Raw genomic sequence first — 18425 nt, 5'->3', positions numbered from 1 at the left:
AAAGCAGGGCCGCGGAGTCTACCAAAATCCGCGGCGTTTTTATAGGCAATTATCCAACCCAGTCTAAAGCCAAGGGAAATTTAAGCGACGGGAGAGATAAGCTTAGCCGATGCCTTTAAATATTTTTCCGCAAAGTCACTCGCTATCAGTGGTTTAGAGAATAAATATCCCTGACCGAAATCACAACCCGCGGCCAACAGTACTTGGCGCTGGGCCTCTGTTTCGACCCCTTCGGCTATGACTTTCATCCCCAACTTATGGGCCATCACTATGATGGCTTCGCAGAGAATTTGATCGTTGGTATCCGTATCCACATTGCGAGTAAATGATTGATCGATCTTGAGATAATCAATATCGAACTTCTTTAAATAAGCGAGTGACGAATACCCAGTACCAAAGTCGTCCAAGGAAACCTGTACCCCCGCATCCCGATAGGCGAGCAGTTTTTCGGTCACTCCCATGCTGGCATCGAGTAATAATCCCTCCGTAATTTCAACGCAGACACCGGCTCCCGTCATATCCAATTCCTGCAGCAGCCCGAGCCAATGGTGCAGTAATGCGCCCTCATCGCGGAACTGTATCGGGGATTTATTCACACTGATCTGGATTTCAACGCCTAGCTCCCTTCGCCAGGCGGCACTTTGCCGCGCCGCTTGCTCGAAGACCCAGTTACCAATGTCGACAATTAACCCAGTATCCTCGGCCACGGGAATGAATTCCGCCGGCGACACAAAACCCCGCTCCGCATGGTCCCAACGGATCAAGGCCTCGGCCTTAGTGATGGCCCCCGTTTCCAATGCCACTATCGGCTGAAAATGCAACTGAAACTCTTTATTGAGCACGGCTTGGCGTAGGTCTTGGATTAGCCGCATGCGGTATTTGGCATACTCCTGCATCGAGGGGGTAAAGTAATTAAAGCGGTTACGTCCCTGATCTTTGGCCGCATACATGGCTTGGTCTGCGTGCTTAAGCAAGCCTTCAATGCTTGTAGAATCATCGGGATATAGGGTTATACCTATACTGGCGCTGATATAGGCGGTTTCTTCCCCTAATAGATAGGGCTCTGCAATACGCCGCAAAATCATCTCGGCGACCCGCTCAATCCCCTTGTGGTCGGCCATAGCACTCAGCACCACAGTAAATTCATCCCCACCAAGGCGTGCAACCACGTCGGTATCGCGCACACAGGCTTTTAAACGGTTGGCGGTTTCAATAAGCAATAGATCGCCCATCGCATGGCCTAAGGTATCGTTAACTTCTTTGAAGTAATCTAAATCTAGGAATAATAAGGCAAAATGATTGCGATTACGGTCGGAGTTTCTTATTTCAGCCCCAAGGTATTCGAGCAGCATACGGCGGTTAGGTAAGCCCGTTAAGGTATCGTAGTTGGCCTGCTTCCAGATCAAATGTTCATTTTGTTTTTTATCGGTAATATCGGAGAACAGTGCCACTCGGCGGAAGGGTTTGCCTGCTTCATCTTTAATGGTATTTATCGTTAACCAAATGACATACTCCTCCTTCCCTTTACGCCTCTGCCACATTTCGCCCTGCCAGCGGCCCTTTTCGCGGATTTCGGCGTTCATGCTGGTGTAAAAATCATGGCTATTGAGATCACAGTAAAGTACCCGAATATGCTGCCCTCGAACCTCGGACTCACTGTACCCTGTGATATCGGTGAATGCGGCGTTGACGGTAATAATCAGGCCGTTTTCATCGAGTACGCTCATGGCCTCGGAACTGTTTTCATACACTAGGGCGGATAATTTTAACGACTCCTCAATAAGTTTAGCCTCAGTGATATCGGTATAAGTACCGCACATCCTCAGGGCATTGTTATTGGCATCGCGGCTCACTACTTTACCCGTATCTAGAATCCAGCGAACGCCTCGATTTAGGGTATTTAAACGATATTCCATCCTATGCTGCGCGGTTTCACCCCGCAGATGGGCTTCGAGGGAGTGCAGCACCTTAGGCCTGTCTTCGGCGACGATGGAATCCATCCACTGGCGGCTGTCGGCATTCAACATATTGATATCGCAGCCCAGCATATCGGCGCTGCGGGCATTACGTTCGATGCGATCAAGGCGAATATCCCAATCCCATACCCCTAAATCGCTGCTGCTTAACACCAGTTCGAGTTGCTCACGACTGGCAAGCACTTCCCTATCCGCCAACGTCTGGGCTGTCACATCTAAGTAACCGGCAATGACCAGCAGTACATTATTGTTCGCGCGCTTACAGGCAACGGTCATATGGGTATAGACAACCGAATCATCCTTAGCGATAAAACGCTTATCCATCTCATAATTATCGAGTTTTCCCGCTAACATCAATTCAAACTTAACGACATCCGCCTCTATATCCTCGGGGTGAGTCAGTTGCTTCCATGTCATATGGAGTAATTCACCTTCTGAATATTTCAGCATTTGGCACAGACGGGGATTCACCTTGATCCACTTTTGGTCCACATCGGTTATCGCAATACCAATATTGCCCACGTTGAATTGGCTGCGAAACAGAAAATCATCCTGAAGGCGAATTTGCTCGTCCCGCTCAGACTCAAACCGTCTCGATAGCAGCCGGCATAGCAGCCAAGTAGCGATAGGGTAAATAGTTAGCACGGGTAAACTGATGGTCATCAGGAGAGGTATAGCGACGTCTAAGGGCAACATAAAAAACCACAGTAGCATCACTATATGGACCAGATAGGCAAAACTGAAGATTTCCTTCACCGAGAGATCCGCAAGGTAGGCCTTGCGATATTGACGCCACATCATCCCGATAAGGCCAGAGGAGATAATCACCCCCACCCCAATCCACATGCCTGAGCCGCCAATGCTGATGCGGTAAAGCGCAGTAAGGGTCACGGCGATAAATGTCGGCAATCCGCCAAAAAAGAGCCCAGAAACACATAGCAGCACGGAGCGGGTATCGAAGATAATGCCAGGTTGGTATATGAGAGGGCTGCTCATAATGGTGATGCATATTCCACCAATCAGAAATCCAATCACCAGACGCCACAGTAAAAAATACTGCCGCTGGTGTTTTTTAGGTATCGCATCATACAAAAACACTAAAGCGAGCAGTAATGCCGCATTTTGTACTAATGGTAATAAAATGCTTTTATCCATGGATCAGGGAGCAACTCCAAAAAGTGAAGGATGGGGAACCTGTTACAACTTTCCCTCACTAGTGTAGCAGAATTGCTTACAAATCATGCGCTAATTACAAGCCTGTTATCACAAATTATCATACAACTGCTGTTGATACAGTCGCGCAATCTGACTCCAATCGAAACGTTTCGCCCGGGCATTTGTACGAATTTCTGACCAATTTTCACTATTAAAACAATCTATTGCCTCTTCTAACCTGTGTAAAAACCCTTCACCTTGTTCAGTGAGGCCATTGCCATTAAACACAAAGCCATCGACGCCATCGTGCACTGTGTCCTTGAGTCCACCGACACCATGCACTAAACAGGGCTGCCCGGCCCGCATGGCCAGCATTTGGCTGATCCCGCAGGGCTCAAAGGAACTTGGCATGATAAATAAGTCCCCATATTGGTAGAGACATTCAGACAGCGATTCATGGTATCCCTGCAAGAATAAAAAGTTAGCATATTTGGCGGCAAGGCTTTGAAAAAATTGAGCAATCCCAGCATCACCACTTCCCAGCAGGATAAATAGGGCCCGGGGTTGGGCCTGTTGTAACTGCTTTAACAGGGTTTCGAGCACAGACAAACCCGAAGGTAATGGCTGGCGCAAAATCAACACTTTTTGATCGGTCAAGCGGCCAACGGATGTCATCAGGAAGCTGGGGACCTCACCCACTAGGGCATGGCGCCAATGGGCCTGAATCCGGGCAAAGGCAATCATATCCACACCGCTCACTTGGGTTTGCGTGCCCTGCCATTCGACTAACGCCGCCTCGATTGTTGTGAGTAATGTTTTAAATTCATCGAGTTGAATACGTTGCAATTGTGGCGTTGCGGGTTGAACTTTTTTGGAGCTTGGGCTTGGGTTTAGATTCGAGCTTGGGCTTAGATTGGGGGTTATGTCTGGATAGTTACAGCCATTTAAGATCCCAATGACCTTAGCCTCAGCGGCTTTTAGCCTTAAGTCTTGCTCTAACCCCTCGCCACCAAAAAATCCCGCGGCGAGATCCGATGGCAGCAACACTTCCTTTGCATAGCTAGGCGAGACAAGGTGCACTCTATCACTGAGCACTATGCCCATTCGCATAGGGTTAATGCAGTGGGGATAACGGGGATCGACGATCAACTGCCTTTGCCCATCACTCAGGGCGGCAAACAGCTCGGGAAACCAAGCCGCCAGGGAGGAAGCATCCTGGCTAAGGGGCCGAATGCCCTGCAGGGCGAGGTTATGAATAGAGAACACACAGCCAATCGTCTTAAGGGCGCTGTACTCAGGTGCAAAAGCGCGCAGCATGGCTAAACAGCCCGCATGCCAATCATGGAGATGTAACATCTGCGGCATAGGGATTATGCCAGTCACTAAGGCCTTAGCGACACTGGCACAGAGTAAGGCAAACTTAGTGGCATCGTCGGCAAAGGGACGTTCGGCACTTCCCTGACTATAAATTTTCCCGGGGGTGGATTGCCAGAGTCCATGTTCGAGCAAGTAAATCTTAGCCCCATCGACCCTAGGATGGGGGATCACAACTAATTTGACCCGCTCTAGCCTTCCCCCAAAGGCTACCTCAAACTCGCCTAAAGCCTGGGCCGTTGGCGGGATCAAAAAGCCATAACTGGGCATAATCACATCGACGCACAAATCCACGCCCGCCAAGGCCGGTGGCAAATCACGGATCACATCCGCCATGCCGCCAACCTTGGCGCCCGTTAGGGCACCATTTTCCGCCGCAACCATCAAGATACGTTTCACTTAAATCGGCACTCCAAAAATTTATGTTCTGAAACTAAAATTATGCTCTGAAACTAAAAGTTATCATCCAACACCACGGGCGATTAATGGCTTAGGCTTAGCCTTACTCATACCCCACGGGTAGGCCTAACATATCCCGCGTCACTAAGGTGATCCCCTTCTCTGAAACTCGAAAGCCTTTGGCCCTGTCGTGGTCATGGTTGTAACCAATCACAGTGCCCTCGGGGATAATGCAGCCCCTGTCGATAATGGCATTTTTAATCTTACAGTGACGCAGCACGACCACATCGGGCAGTACCACTGAATCCTCCACCAGCGAGTAGGAACAGACGCGTACCTCATTAAATAACACGCTTCTACGCACGGTCGCGCCGGAAATAATACAGCCGCCAGAAATGATCGAATCCACCGCCATGCCACGCCTATCATCATCGTCAAACACAAACTTGGCGGGGGGTAATTGCTCCTGGTAGGTCCAAATAGGCCATTTCGCATCGTAAAGATTTAAGGCGGGTGTTGGCGATAACAACTCCATATTGGCCTGCCAAAAGGAGTCTAAGGTGCCGACATCGCGCCAGTAGGCTTGCTCGTTCGGGAAGGCACTCTTAAAGGGGTAAGCAAACACTTTATGCTTTTCGATGATCGAGGGAATAATATCCTTGCCAAAGTCGCGGTCAGAATTGGCGTTCTGCGCGTCCTTTTTCAACTGATCAAATAAAAACTCAGTGTTAAACACATAGTTACCCATGGAAGCTAAGCACATTTCAGGATTGCCAGGTGAATGCTTAGGCTGTAGCGGTTTTTCTTCAAAGCCTAAAATCCGCATGTCTTCATCGACTTCCATCACCCCAAAGGCGCCAGCAGCCTCGGCAACGGGCACCTCGAGGCAGGAAACTGTCATATCCGCACCCGACTCGGCATGGGCCGCCAACAGTCCGGCGTAATCCATGCGGTACACATGGTCCCCCGACAGCACCATCACATACTTAGGTAGCTCGTGGCGAATAATGTCGATATTTTGGAACACGGCATCGGCCGTGCCCTGGTACCAATTCTCGGAGTAACGCTGTGATGCGGGTAAAATCTCCACCGACTCACCCAACTCTTTCTTAAAATGGCCCCAGCCGCGCATAACATGGCGGATCAATGAATGAGATTTATATTGAGTCACCACCCCCACACGGCGGATCCCCGAGTTAATACAGTTCGATAGCGGAAAATCGATAATGCGGAACTTACCCCCAAAATACAGCGCAGGTTTAGCGCGCCAATCCGTGAGTTCATGCAAACGTGAGCCTCGTCCACCAGCCAAAATTAATGCATAGGTTTCACGGGTTAAATTACTGATATAACGTACATTAGACATAAGCTATTACTCCGAAAACGACGCATTACTGTCGATTAATGCCGCGATAAGACACGCCATCGACATCCCCTTAACCCCAGTTGACTGGCAACGGGCTTCCCCATATTGGCATCCCTTCATTTTCACTCTCCATTGATTGATTGCTGGATGCTCTTACAACTTCCAAATTTCATCCCTGTAACCTGCGATGGTGACATCGCTAGAAAAACGGCCGCTGGCCGCGGTATTGCGAATGCTCATTTGCGTCCACAATTTAGGATCTTTGTACACATGGGCGACCGCTTCTTGGGCGGTGCGATAGCTATCAAAATCCGCCGCCGTCATCCACTGATCGTCCTGACTTTCAATGGAGGCGATGATAGGGTCAAAAATACCGGGTTCGAGTAGGTTAAAATGGCCACTCTTTAATAGCGCCATCACCTCAGACAGAGCACTGGACTGGGCGATAATCCGCTGCGGGTGATAATCGCAGCGCATCTGCCCGACTTGCTCGGCATTCAGACCAAACATGAAGAAGTTTTCCACTCCAACTTCCTCAAGCATTTCAATATTCGCGCCGTCTAAGGTGCCTATGGTGAGCGCGCCATTCATCATAAATTTCATATTGCCGGTGCCAGAGGCCTCTTTACCCGCGGTCGAAATTTGCTCCGACAAATCTGTGCCTGGGCAAATTTTTTCCATGGCGCTGACGTTGTAGTTGGGTAAAAACGCAAAGCGCAGATAGGGGGCCACTACGGGATCGGAATTGACCATATGGGCCACATTGTTAGCGAGTTTGATAATCAGCTTTGCCATAAAATAGCCGGGAGCGGCCTTACCACCGATAAGCACACAGCGCGGCACCATGTTTTCAGTGTGACCTTGCTGGATCTGATGATAGAGGTGGATAACATGTAAGATATTGAGTAGCTGGCGTTTATACTCATGGATACGCTTAACTTGCACATCAAACAGCATACTAGGGTCGAACGCGACGCCGCATTCCTTAAGGATCATTTGTGCCAGCTGCGCCTTATTGGCCTGTTTTACCTCGCGCCATTTTTGAATAAAGCTGGCATCGTGCGTTAAGGCATTGAGCGCCGTGAGTTGCTTTAAATCCGTCACCCACCCATGGCCTAAATGGGCAGTCAACAGCTTGGCCAATGCCGGGTTGCAATGGGCCAACCAGCGCCTGGGTGTCACGCCATTTGTGCGGTTATTAAACTTCTCCGGCCACAGGGTATAAAAATCCTTAAATAGCCCTGTCTTTAATAATTGGGTATGCAGCCCCGCCACCCCATTCACCGAAAAACTGGCCACTATCGCCAGATATGCCATGCGCACATGGGGATTGGGGCCATCTTGGATAATCGACATACTCGCCAGTTTTGCGCCATCCCCCGGCCAATGGTGGGCGACTATATCTAAATAGCGAGCATTGATTTCATAGATGATTTCTAAAATGCGCGGCAGCATTAACGCCATCATGCGCACAGGCCAGCGCTCTAAGGCTTCGGGTAACAAGGTGTGATTGGTGTAGGCCATAGTGTGGCAAGTGATGGCCCAAGCGGCATCCCATTCCAGACCATATTCATCCAACAGTAAGCGCATTAATTCCGGTACGGCGATACTCGGGTGAGTGTCGTTTAACTGCATCACATTCTTAGCGGCAAAATCGCTAAAGTCATGGCCATGCTGGTGCACCCAACGTTTGAGCAAGTCCTGCAGACTGGCGGAGGATAAAAAATACTGTTGACGCAGGCGCAGCTCCTTGCCGTTTTCGCTGGCATCATTGGGATAGAGCACCATAGTGATCTGCTCGGCCAAGTTTTTACGGGCCACGGCCTCGGTATAGTCACCTTGGTTAAATTCCGCGAGGTCGAAGTCATCCGTCGCCTCCGCCTTCCATAACCTCAAGGTATTCACCCTGCCATTGCGATACCCTGGCACTGGCATGTCGTAGGCGACGGCGAGCACATCCTGGGTGTCGACCCAAGTCATATGCCTGCGCCCCTGCTTATCCACATAGGATTCGGTGTGGCCGAAAAAAGGCACAGTCACATTATGGTTTGGCACCCGCACTTCCCAGGGGTTGCCCTCACGTAACCAGCGGTCGGGGCGCTCGACTTGATAGCCATCGACAATCTTCTGGGCAAACATGCCGTACTCATAACGAATGCCATAACCCGTTACCGATAAATCCATGCTGGCGCAGCTATCGAGAAAACAGGCGGCGAGTCGACCTAAGCCCCCATTGCCTAAGCCCGCATCATGTTCCACCTCTTCTAGCGCCTCCAATGTGACCGCATAATGGCTCAATGCATCACGGCTATCCTGTTGTAAATCTAAGCTTAATAAGGCATTACCCAGCGCCCTACCCATTAAAAATTCAAGGGAAAAATAAGCCACTTGCCGCCGTTCAAAATGGCTGTCATCTAATCGGGTCTGGCGCCAGTTATCTAACATTTGCTCCTTTACACTCAGTGCAAGGGCTTGAAATAACTCGCAGCTAACCCCTTCACCGCGGCTTAACCCGTAACGAACATGGCGCTCGAAGGACGCGGGCAGCGCATCACAGGGCTCACAGGGTTCTACCGCTTTTTTAACGGTACTCGTTTTTTTGGCGCGGCTGGATTTAGCCGTTTTAGCGTCAGGGGGATTAAGGCTCAGCTCACTGTCATTACTCATAGTTAATTCCTTGATTATTTATAAAATTAAATCAGCATGAAACAGCATAAGACTGCGATCCTGTAACAGGTATCGAGTCGGTAAGACCTGAGCATCCAGCGGCCCAGCACAGGGGGACGATTGACTGTCTAATGGGGTGCCCGATTGCGAGTCGGATTGGGTATGAATGAGGCATTGCCACGGGCTTAAGTGGGCGAGTGTCGGGGGCGTAAAAACTAAGGGATTATCGTCGGCATTGACCATAAGCAGTAACGCCTGTTGTTTGCCCTTAAGTTCTAAGTCCCCAGACAAGACCACGCTCAGGCTACGGCACATGGACTCGCTCCACAGGCTCTTAGTCATTTGTTCCCCTTGACGGCTAAACCAATCTAAACGGGCCGAGGCTGTTGCTAAGGGCCGGGGTGCTAAGGGCTGGGCGACTAATTGCTCGTGGATAAAATGCCTAGCACACAGGAGCGGAAAACGCTTACGCAGGGCAATGAGTGTGCGAGTAAAGGCGAGCAGCTCTCTGTCCATCCCGACAGGCGACCAATCGAACCAGTTGAGCTTATTGTCTTGGCAATAGGCATTGTTATTGCCTAATTGGGTGCGCCCGGTTTCATCCCCGCTAAGTAGCATGGGCACGCCCTGGGATAAAAATAACGTGGTTAATAAATTACGCTGCTGCCGCGCCCGAATCGCCATAATGGTGGGATCCGAGGTTGCCCCTTCAACGCCGTAGTGATAACTGAAGTTTTCTTGGTGGCCATCCCGATTATCTTCCCCATTGGCGAGGTTATGCCTGTGGGTATAACTCACAAGATCCCCCAGAGTGAATCCGTCGTGGCTAGTTAAAAAGTTAATACTGGCAGCGGGGGGCCGACCGCTGTGCTCAAAAAAATCCCCAGAGCCGTGAAAACGGCGGGCAAACTCGGGCAACATACCATGATCGCCACGCCAGAAACGGCGCATAGTATCGCGGTATCTGTCGTTCCACTCGCTAAAGGCCACGGGGAAATTGCCCAATTGATAACCCCCAGGGCCAATATCCCAAGGCTCGGCAATCAATTTCACTTGGCACAACACAGGGTCCTGCAGCAGTGCATCGAAAAAACCTGAGCCTGGATCAAACCCATAGGCTTCACGCCCAAGGCAGGCGGCCAAATCGAAGCGAAAGCCATCCACGCCCATGACTTCGACCCAGTAACGCAGCGAATCAAGCACGAGCTGTAACATGCGAGGATGATTAATATTTAAGGTATTTCCACAACCCGTATCATTGATATAGAAACGTTTATCATTGGGGTGTAAACGGTAATAACTGAGGTTATCTATGCCGCGAAAACTTAAGGTGGGCCCCAATCGACTGCCTTCGGCACTGTGGTTGTAGACCACATCGAGGATAACTTCGATCCCAGCGCTATGGAGCGCATCCACCATGGCTCTAAACTCGCTAATCTCCGCCGAGGATAAATAGCTGGGTTCGGGGGCAAAAAAACCGATGCTGTTATAACCCCAATAATTAGTTAACTGTTTTTCCAGTAAAAAAGGTTCAGTAAAAAAAGCCTGCACCGGAAGGAGTTCAACACAGGTCACTCCAAGCTCGACTAAATAGTCGATGGCGGGCTTGGAAGCTAACCCCGCAAAAGTGCCGCGCCGCTTATCGTCAATCTCGGGATGCGCCGCCGTAAAACCCTTAAGGTGCATCTCATAGATAATGCTTTGCGCTAATGGCCGACGAACGAGTGGCCGAATGGCCGATTCCTTGGCGGCGGCGATGAGCGGCCGAATATCCACCACTTTGCACTTAGGCATAAATGCCGCGTTATCTAAGGTACTGAACGATAAGTCTTCGCTACTGCTATTTAATTCATAGCCGTAGTTAGCCCTATGGTGTTGATACTCGCCCACCAGCTGGCGTGCATAGGGGTCGAGCAACAATTTATGGGGATTAAATCTGTGCCCGAGCTGCGGTTCATAGGGGCCATAAACCCGATAGGCATAAAGTTGCCCGGCCTTAAGCCCATGCACATAGCCATGCCAGATCTGCTGCGTCTGTTCACTCAGGGCAATACGGTGGATTTCACTATGGCCGGCATCATCGAATAGGCAGAGTTCGACCCCAGTTGCATGGGCGGAGAATAACGAAAAATTCACCCCGCCCTCATCCGCAGTCGCCCCGAGTGGAAAAGGGCTTCCGGTGCTGAGTTCATAGGGGAAATGGTGCTTCGGTGTCAGCCAAGCCTCGGTTGCCATAGTGTATTAACCTCGACCCGCTGCAGGGCCTAGAACTAAACAGCCCAGAGGCGGCACTGTAATAAGCGCGCTCTGCGCCATCCCCTGCCATGGCTGCGCCTCAGCCACGACTAGGCCAGCATTCCCCTGATCAGAACCACCATAGAGATGGCTATCGCTGTTGAGGTATTCACAAAAATCCCCGCCTTGGGGTAAGCCGATGCGAAACCCTTGGTGAACCGTGGGCGTCATATTGATCACAAAGACGAGGGGCGCATCCTCCGCTAAGCCATAGCGTACGAAAGTGAAAATGCTGTCACGACCATTGTCGCAATCGAGCCAGCGAAACCCCGCAGTGTCATAATCGAGCACGGATAACGCCGGCATTTGCCTATATAACTGATTGAGATCGCGAAGCCAGTGCTGCACGCCTTGGTGTGGCTCAAAGGCCAGTAGATGCCAATCTAAGCTGTGGTTATGGTTCCACTCGTTGCGCTGGGCAAATTCACTGCCCATAAAGAGGAGTTTCTTACCCGGATGCCCCCACATAAAGCCATAGTAGGCACGCAAGGTGGCAAATTTTTGCCAATCATCACCGGGGATTTTATGCAGCAGTGAGCCCTTGCCGTGCACGACTTCATCGTGGCTGACGGACAACATAAACTGCTCAGTGTAGGCGTACATTAGGCTGAAGGTCAGTTGATGGTGATGGTATTGGCGATAGATGGGATCGCGCCCTAAGTAACTTAGGCTGTCGTTCATCCAGCCCATATTCCACTTAAAGCCGAAGCCCAAGCCAGAGTGATCCGTAGGTTTAGTCACCCCCGCAAAGGCGGTAGACTCTTCGGCTATCATGCAAATGCCGGGAAAGGCTTGATAAAGACGCTGATTGAGTACCTGCAGAAAATCGATGGCCTCAAGATTTTCCCGCCCGCCATAGGCATTGGGTAACCATTGCCCCGGCTCACGGCTGTAATCGAGGTACAACATGGAGGACACGGCATCTAACCTTAAGCCATCAAAGTGAAACTCCCGCAGCCAATAGCAGGCATTACTCAGTAAAAAACTGCGCACTTCACCGCGGTCATAGTTGTAGATCAGAGTATCCCAATCGGGGTGAGTGCCCTTGCGGGGATCCTCATGCTCATATAAACAAGTGCCGTCAAAACGCACTAATCCGTGGGGATCCTTAGGGAAATGGGCCGCGACCCAATCGAGAATAATACCAATATCCGCCTGATGACAGGCATCAACAAAGGCCTTGAGTCCACTGGCCTCACCAAATCTGTGGCTCGGGGCAAAGAGGCCGACGGGCTGGTAGCCCCAGGAGCCGTCGAAGGGATATTCACTGATCGGCATCAATTCGATATGGGTAAAAGCTTGCTCCTTCACATAGGGAATAAGCTGTTCAATAAGATCTTGATAATCTAAGAATTGCTCGCCATTACTCCCCTTTCGGCGCCAGGAACCTAAGTGCACTTCATAGATAGACATAGGCGCTTTATGCCAAGCCGTTGCCGCCCGCTTTCTCATCCAAGCGGTGTCATTCCAACTGTGATGCTGTTTGGGCGGCACGATAGACGCATTATGGGGCGCGCATTCCATTTGGGTTGCCATAGGATCGGCTTTGGCGTGACGCTCACCATTTTGATAGACCAAATCAAACTTATAGTGCGCACCTTCGGCCACATTAGGTAAAAATATTTCCCAAAGGCCATTAGCGATATGTTGGCGCATCACATGGCGGGTATGATCCCAAAGGTTAAAATCCCCGACCAGGGAAACCCGTGCCGCATTGGGCGCCCAGACACAAAAATGCACGCCTTCAATGCCGTCCACATAACGCCAATTCGCCCCTAAAAAGCCGTAAGCCCGCTCGGCGCTACCTTCACCAAACAGATAGACATCATCGTCGCTGAGCAAAGAACCAAATTGGTAGGGGTCGACTATCTCTAACTGGCACAGGGGATATTCCACCCTTAAGCCATAGAGAAACGGCTTAACCCGCCGCCCCAATGTGCCCGCAAACAGGCCCTGTTCGTTGACTCTATCCAGGCTCGCCACTTTGCGGCCATCTTTAAGACTTATCACTTCAACCTTAAGGGCGTTGCGTAAAAAGCAACGTACTATGAGTCCCTTACCATCCGGCGAACTGTGCATACCTAAGAGTGAGAATACGTCCGTGTATTGACCATTTAGCAGCGCCACCTCGGCACCGTCATAAAAATAAGCATTAGCCTCAGTCATCATTTTGCTTCCGTTATTCATCAATGGTTCAATCGGGTAAATGGGTATCGGCTCGCAGGGGCAGTTGCCGCGCGCTGGCAATGTTATGCAAGCGTTGACGGATCTCCCCTTGAGTCTTAGCCTGTGTGACACTAAGGGGTAAACGCCTTTGCCAATTAGGGTATTCGAGCCAAGTCCCCGGGATATTCACCGCGTGGCGATCACCGAGGAGATCGCACCACTGCACGCTATAGAGCACACTGCAACCCGAGGCACCAAGGGTCATCCAAGCGGTTAATAGCTCATTAATAGCAACGTCTTGGGCCGCAGAGTCCGGTAATAGTTTTTGCTGGATTAGCAGGGACACTAACTGCTGTTTCTCATGCTCTCGTGCCGCCAAGGCTTCATCTAGCTGCCCATCGCTGGCCAACAGGGCGAGCTGCCGCCTTAAGTGCAAATCGCTCCCACACCACCAGGCGACCAGAGTCGGCACATCGTGGTTTGCCAGCATCATCAGGCTCTGGGACTTGTATTGCTCAGGTGGCTTAAAACCTTGATGACCTTTGCAAAAATAGAACAACTCGTTGGAGTAAATGCCCCCATGGTAGAGGCGGTGGATAATATCGGGTGGCACTAGCCCTAGGTCTTCACCAATCACGATGCAACGGGCACGTTGGCTCTCGAGGCAAACGATGGCGAGCAAAGTTTCAACGGGGTAATACACATAGGCGCCCTTGCCTAAGTGCTTATCCAGCGGCCACCACCATAGACGCAATAAACCCATCACATGATCGATGCGTAGCGCCCCGCAGTTCTCCATATTGGCACGGATAAGTTCAATAAAATGGCGGTAATCATGCTGTTTTAATTTGACAGGATCGAGGGGCGTTAAGCCCCAATTTTGGCCTTGGGGGGCAAAGGGATCCGGCGGTGCACCTATGCTGGCATTTAGGCAAAACTGTTCGGCATTCGCTTGAACTTCAACCCCTTGAAGCGCTGCGCCTACGGCCAAATCCCGGATAAGTCCAATGCCCATCCCCGCTTCTTTTGCTTTTAACTGACACAGTTGCAGCTGGGTTTCGGCAACAAACTGCAAATATAAGTAGAAGCCCTCATCCTGGGCGATCGCCCTTGGACTTCTTAGGGATTCAGCTTGGGCAAATTCAACTAAAGCAGCCCCCTGCTCGGCAACAAAGTCATTGAAACGCTTTGCTCTCGGGGTCTCCTTCGCTAAATGCACTTCGCAAAAGACGCCATATAAACGGGCAAAGGCGCGGTACTTAAGCTCACTCACCTTAGGGTAGTCGAGCCAATTATCCCGATTAAGTGCAGCAATTGCCTCCTGCCAACTCGGTGACGTTAACTCACTGGCCAAGTGCTCATATTCGGGCACACTTGGTAAATGGATATAGAGAGGGTTAAGCCTGCGGCGATCGCATGGACTGTAAGGGCTTGGGTGTTCCGGCACGGCGATATCTAGGGCATGCAGTGGATTAAGCTGAATAAAATCAGCCCCATGACTCGCAAGAAAAGCGAGCAATTCCTCAAGATCACCAAAATCACCTATGCCCCATTGGCTATCACTGCGCAAACTGTATAGCTGAACGCTCACTCCCCATGGTTTATGGCGTTTCCCTTGGAGCGTGGCACTGAGCACACCTTGGTACGCCGCCCTAGGTGCCACCATTAAAGTGCCATGGAAGGTCAAATAATCTGGGGTTTCAGTCCGTTGACGACAAGTCTCTAGTGGCGATGTTAATTTTAACGCTACCCCGTGGTAACCCAAACCTAAGTCGCCGTTCACTAACTCGAGGCGATACTGAATATATTGCCCTTCACCGCAGAGGGCATGTTGAATACGGTAGTCACCTATTGGCTTTAAGGATGCAAATGGCACATTAAAAACAATCGCTTCGCCTTGTTCATAAGCAATAGTGATAGTTAACTCGTCAGTATAATCCTGGGGTAAGTAAAGGTTCAGCCAAGGATCATCCACATAACACCAATGGAATGTGGGTAAAACTTGAGTCCAATGCTGCGCATCAAGCTGGTGAATTTGAGCTGCAATCCCACTCTCACTGAGTAAGGCTAGCTGCGCCTGAGTGCCTTTTTCACCACTGGCAAGGGTGTTTTTTTCCTGCAGCATGCAAGTCAAAATCCCTTGCCTATCCGTCTCAGGAATGCGGATATATTGGCCAAAGCAGTCAGTAAAGTCTGCTCCAACCCCTCGCAAATACAGCAACTTCTCCAGCCCCATATTTGTCGCCCCCGCGACGGCTCATCCATAGCTTTAGATAGGCAGTAACCATGCCAGCACAAAATAACAGCATGACGACAAATTTATGTCAGCCAAATGACAGTGAAGACAATTTATAAATCAGTGACTTGAATAACTTAGTTTGAAATATTGCAAAATCTTGCCGTGGAAGATAAATGCCTTAGTGCACTAGATTGAAGCAAGCAGTGGTTAAAAAAGGTGCAATGAACTTAAAGGGAGCATTTTTAAATGCCCCCACGGGCAGAACAAATATCAACCCCGCGCCATTACTCAGCCTTCACGCCTTGAACTTTGTTTCATTAGCTTGCAACAATTAAGCTGCAACACTTTGTATCAATTAGATTTTTATCTTGAATTTAGCGATCCACTTCTGTCACCATTCGCTCAGCCACAAAAAAGCAACATACAGCCAACATAAAGCGCTGTTTATTTGAATCCAATATGCACAATCGCGGGTTTATCCGGCGATGAATTGGTTATAAATTTTATTAAAAATAAGGACATAAGATGAAAACATTCACAGGGCTACTCTTTGCGAGTGGACTGACATTCCTGTTAACAGCTTGCGGTGGTAGTAGCGAGGAAGACTCGACGCCAGTCATCCCCACACCGGATCCGACCCCACCCGCATTATCCGCCGATATCTGCTATTTAATGGATACATCGAAGGGCGATATTACCCTCGCCATTGACCTAACGAACATGCCAATCACAGGTAAAAACTTTAAGCAGTATGTGGATAAGTCATTCTATAACGGCACTTTATTCCATAGAGCCGTCAATAATTTTGTTATTCAAGGCGGGGGATTTACGGCGGGGTTAAAGAGTAAACCGACCAGTGCCCCCATAGTCAATGAGGCCGCAGTCGGCATTAGTAATGAACGTGGCACTATCTCCATGGCGCGCACGGATAATCCTAATTCTGCAACATCACAGTTCTTTATCAATATTTTAGATAACTCGGATCTGGATGCATCGACCAGCAGTTATGGTTTTGCCGTTTTTGGTAAAGTCGTTGAAGGGATGGAGGTGGTCGATCAAATAAGCATAGTGCCCACTAAAACCAGCGGTGGTTTCGCCTATACGCCGGTGGAAGAAATTTTTATCAATTCAGTGACAGAAACCAACTGCCCAGCCAGCTAAATCCCCCGCTAAAGCGAATGTTATAGCGTAAAAAAGCACTGAATATTCAGTGCTTTTTAATACCCGTGCGACCCCGTCATAAAAATTCATCATTTTGTTACCAAGTTCCAACTTTAGTGAGAATTTAGCCCCAGTAAACCCATGAACTCGATCTAAATCACATATCGACTCCCCCTTAATTGGTAGCTTGGTAACCAGAAAATGAAACAAATTTATCTTTGTAAATTATATAGGTGGATATATGGCTGCTAAATTTTTTATTCCTTCTGTCAACGTATTAGGCCAAGGCGCAGTGGATGACGCTATCGGTGATATCAAAACCTTAGGCTTTAAACACGCACTCATAGTGACGGATAAACCCTTAGTCAAAATTGGCTTAGTCGGTGAAGTGGCCGAAAAACTCGGTCAAAATGGCATTACCTCAACCATTTATGACGGCGTGCAACCAAACCCAACCGTGGCGAACGTCGAAGCCGGTTTAGCCCTGCTAAAAACCAACGAGTGTGACTTTGTGATTTCCCTCGGCGGCGGTTCACCCCACGATTGTGCTAAGGGTATCGCTCTGGTTGCCACCAACGGCGGCAGCATTAAAGACTACGAAGGGTTAGACCGCTCTGCCAAACCACAGCTCCCCTTAGTGGCGATTAACACCACCGCTGGCACCGCCAGTGAAATGACCCGTTTCTGCATCATTACCGACGAAGCCCGCCACATTAAAATGGCGATTGTCGATAAGCACACTACGCCTTTGCTGTCGGTCAACGATCCTGAATTAATGCTGAAAAAACCTGCAAGCCTGACGGCGGCAACGGGTATGGATGCACTGACTCACGCAATCGAAGCCTATGTGTCAATCGCAGCAAACCCAATCACAGATGCCTGTGCTATCAAGGCGATTGAGTTAATTCAGGCAAACTTAGTGAATGCTGTTGAAAATGGTCAAGATATCAATGCCCGTGAGCAAATGGCCTACGCCCAATTCTTAGCGGGTATGGCCTTTAACAATGCCAGCTTAGGTTATGTGCATGCTATGGCGCATCAGTTGGGCGGTTTCTACGATCTACCCCACGGTGTGTGTAACGCCCTGCTGCTGCCCCATGTGCAGGAATACAACGCCCAGATCGTCCCCGACCGTTTAAAAGACATTGCCAAGGCGATGGGCGTGGATGTATCTGCGATGACAGATGCGCAAGGTGCCAGTGCGGCGATCGCAGCAATTAAAAAACTGTCTGTTGCGGTCAAAATTCCTGAAAATCTGACCCTGTTAGGCGTTAAAGCGGAAGATATTCCAACCTTGGCTGAAAACGCCTTAAAAGATGCCTGTGGATTCACCAATCCAAAACAAGCGACCCATGGGGAGATCTGCCAGATCTTCACTAATGCGCTCTAATCAGAATGAGGTCTGGTGAAATCGCAATGCAATCTCACCGTTATCGCAAAATGATATAAAAAACGTGATCTCTGTGGGTTACACACTGTTACAGATCCGATAAACTGCAGCCAGTTCGCTTTTTCCCTGCAAAAGATGAAGCCAGCTGAGAGGCCCATTCTAAGGAATGGGCCTCTGTCCATTCCGCCTTCTGCTTTTCATCCATACGCGATTCAGCCTATTTATTGCGCCTAACAC

The 18425-nt window shown here is 49.8% G+C and carries 9 protein-coding genes; 2 read left to right on the top strand and 7 right to left on the bottom strand.

Annotation, left to right across the window (positions count from 1 at the left end; genetic code table 11):
• Positions 1 to 80: 80 nt before the first annotated feature.
• The 7 genes from JFT56_RS05955 to malQ form a co-directional block, all read right to left on the bottom strand.
• Positions 81 to 3131, bottom strand: a complete 3051-nt coding sequence (locus tag JFT56_RS05955) for an EAL domain-containing protein (RefSeq protein ID WP_198782772.1) — start codon at positions 3129 to 3131, stop codon at positions 81 to 83.
• 108 nt (positions 3132 to 3239) lie between these two features.
• Positions 3240 to 4889, bottom strand: a complete 1650-nt coding sequence (locus tag JFT56_RS05950; RefSeq protein ID WP_198783503.1) for a glycogen synthase — start codon at positions 4887 to 4889, stop codon at positions 3240 to 3242.
• 118 nt (positions 4890 to 5007) lie between these two features.
• The gene (gene glgC / locus JFT56_RS05945; RefSeq protein WP_198782771.1) at positions 5008 to 6270 is read right to left on the bottom strand and encodes a glucose-1-phosphate adenylyltransferase; all 1263 of its coding nucleotides are present in this window, start codon (positions 6268 to 6270) and stop codon (positions 5008 to 5010) included.
• 153 nt (positions 6271 to 6423) lie between these two features.
• Positions 6424 to 8937, bottom strand: coding sequence for a glycogen/starch/alpha-glucan phosphorylase (locus tag JFT56_RS05940; RefSeq protein ID WP_198782770.1), 2514 nt, complete (start codon positions 8935 to 8937; stop codon positions 6424 to 6426).
• 18 nt (positions 8938 to 8955) lie between these two features.
• A complete protein-coding gene (gene glgX, locus JFT56_RS05935) occupies positions 8956 to 11172 on the bottom strand; it encodes a glycogen debranching protein GlgX (protein ID WP_198782769.1) in 2217 nt (738 codons plus the stop codon).
• Between the two features lie 6 nt (positions 11173 to 11178).
• On the bottom strand, positions 11179 to 13401 hold the full coding sequence (gene glgB / locus JFT56_RS05930) for a 1,4-alpha-glucan branching protein GlgB (RefSeq protein ID WP_198782768.1): 2223 nt from the start codon (positions 13399 to 13401) through the stop codon (positions 11179 to 11181).
• Between the two features lie 25 nt (positions 13402 to 13426).
• Complete coding sequence (gene malQ / locus JFT56_RS05925; RefSeq protein WP_198782767.1) at positions 13427 to 15634, bottom strand: 4-alpha-glucanotransferase; 2208 nt, start codon at positions 15632 to 15634, stop codon at positions 13427 to 13429.
• A gap of 528 nt (positions 15635 to 16162) precedes the next feature.
• Between malQ and JFT56_RS05920 the strand changes: the two genes are divergently transcribed.
• Together JFT56_RS05920 and yiaY are read left to right on the top strand one after the other, a co-directional pair.
• Positions 16163 to 16798, top strand: a complete 636-nt coding sequence (locus JFT56_RS05920) for a peptidylprolyl isomerase (protein ID WP_198782766.1) — start codon at positions 16163 to 16165, stop codon at positions 16796 to 16798.
• Between the two features lie 241 nt (positions 16799 to 17039).
• Complete coding sequence (gene yiaY, locus JFT56_RS05915) at positions 17040 to 18188, top strand: L-threonine dehydrogenase (protein ID WP_198782765.1); 1149 nt, start codon at positions 17040 to 17042, stop codon at positions 18186 to 18188.
• Positions 18189 to 18425: the final 237 nt, after the last annotated feature.

It is taken from the genome of Shewanella putrefaciens (assembly GCF_016406305.1).
GTDB classification, from domain to species: Bacteria; Pseudomonadota; Gammaproteobacteria; order Enterobacterales; family Shewanellaceae; genus Shewanella; species Shewanella putrefaciens_C.
This window is presented reverse-complemented; position numbering and strand designations above follow the sequence as displayed.

Bases quoted from the DNA above. Each gene is read 5' to 3' on its own strand.
- JFT56_RS05955 (WP_198782772.1), bottom strand. From the start codon at position 3,131: ATGGATAAAAGCATTTTATTACCATTAGTACAAAATGCGGCATTACTG.
- JFT56_RS05950 (WP_198783503.1), bottom strand. From the start codon at position 4,889: ATGGTTGCGGCGGAAAATGGTGCCCTAACGGGCGCCAAGGTTGGCGGC.
- glgC (WP_198782771.1), bottom strand. From the start codon at position 6,270: ATGTCTAATGTACGTTATATCAGTAATTTAACCCGTGAAACCTATGCA.
- JFT56_RS05940 (WP_198782770.1), bottom strand. From the start codon at position 8,937: ATGAGTAATGACAGTGAGCTGAGCCTTAATCCCCCTGACGCTAAAACG.
- glgX (WP_198782769.1), bottom strand. From the start codon at position 11,172: ATGGCAACCGAGGCTTGGCTGACACCGAAGCACCATTTCCCCTATGAA.
- glgB (WP_198782768.1), bottom strand. From the start codon at position 13,401: ATGATGACTGAGGCTAATGCTTATTTTTATGACGGTGCCGAGGTGGCG.
- malQ (WP_198782767.1), bottom strand. From the start codon at position 15,634: ATGGGGCTGGAGAAGTTGCTGTATTTGCGAGGGGTTGGAGCAGACTTT.
- JFT56_RS05920 (WP_198782766.1), top strand. From the start codon at position 16,163: ATGAAAACATTCACAGGGCTACTCTTTGCGAGTGGACTGACATTCCTG.
- yiaY (WP_198782765.1), top strand. From the start codon at position 17,040: ATGGCTGCTAAATTTTTTATTCCTTCTGTCAACGTATTAGGCCAAGGC.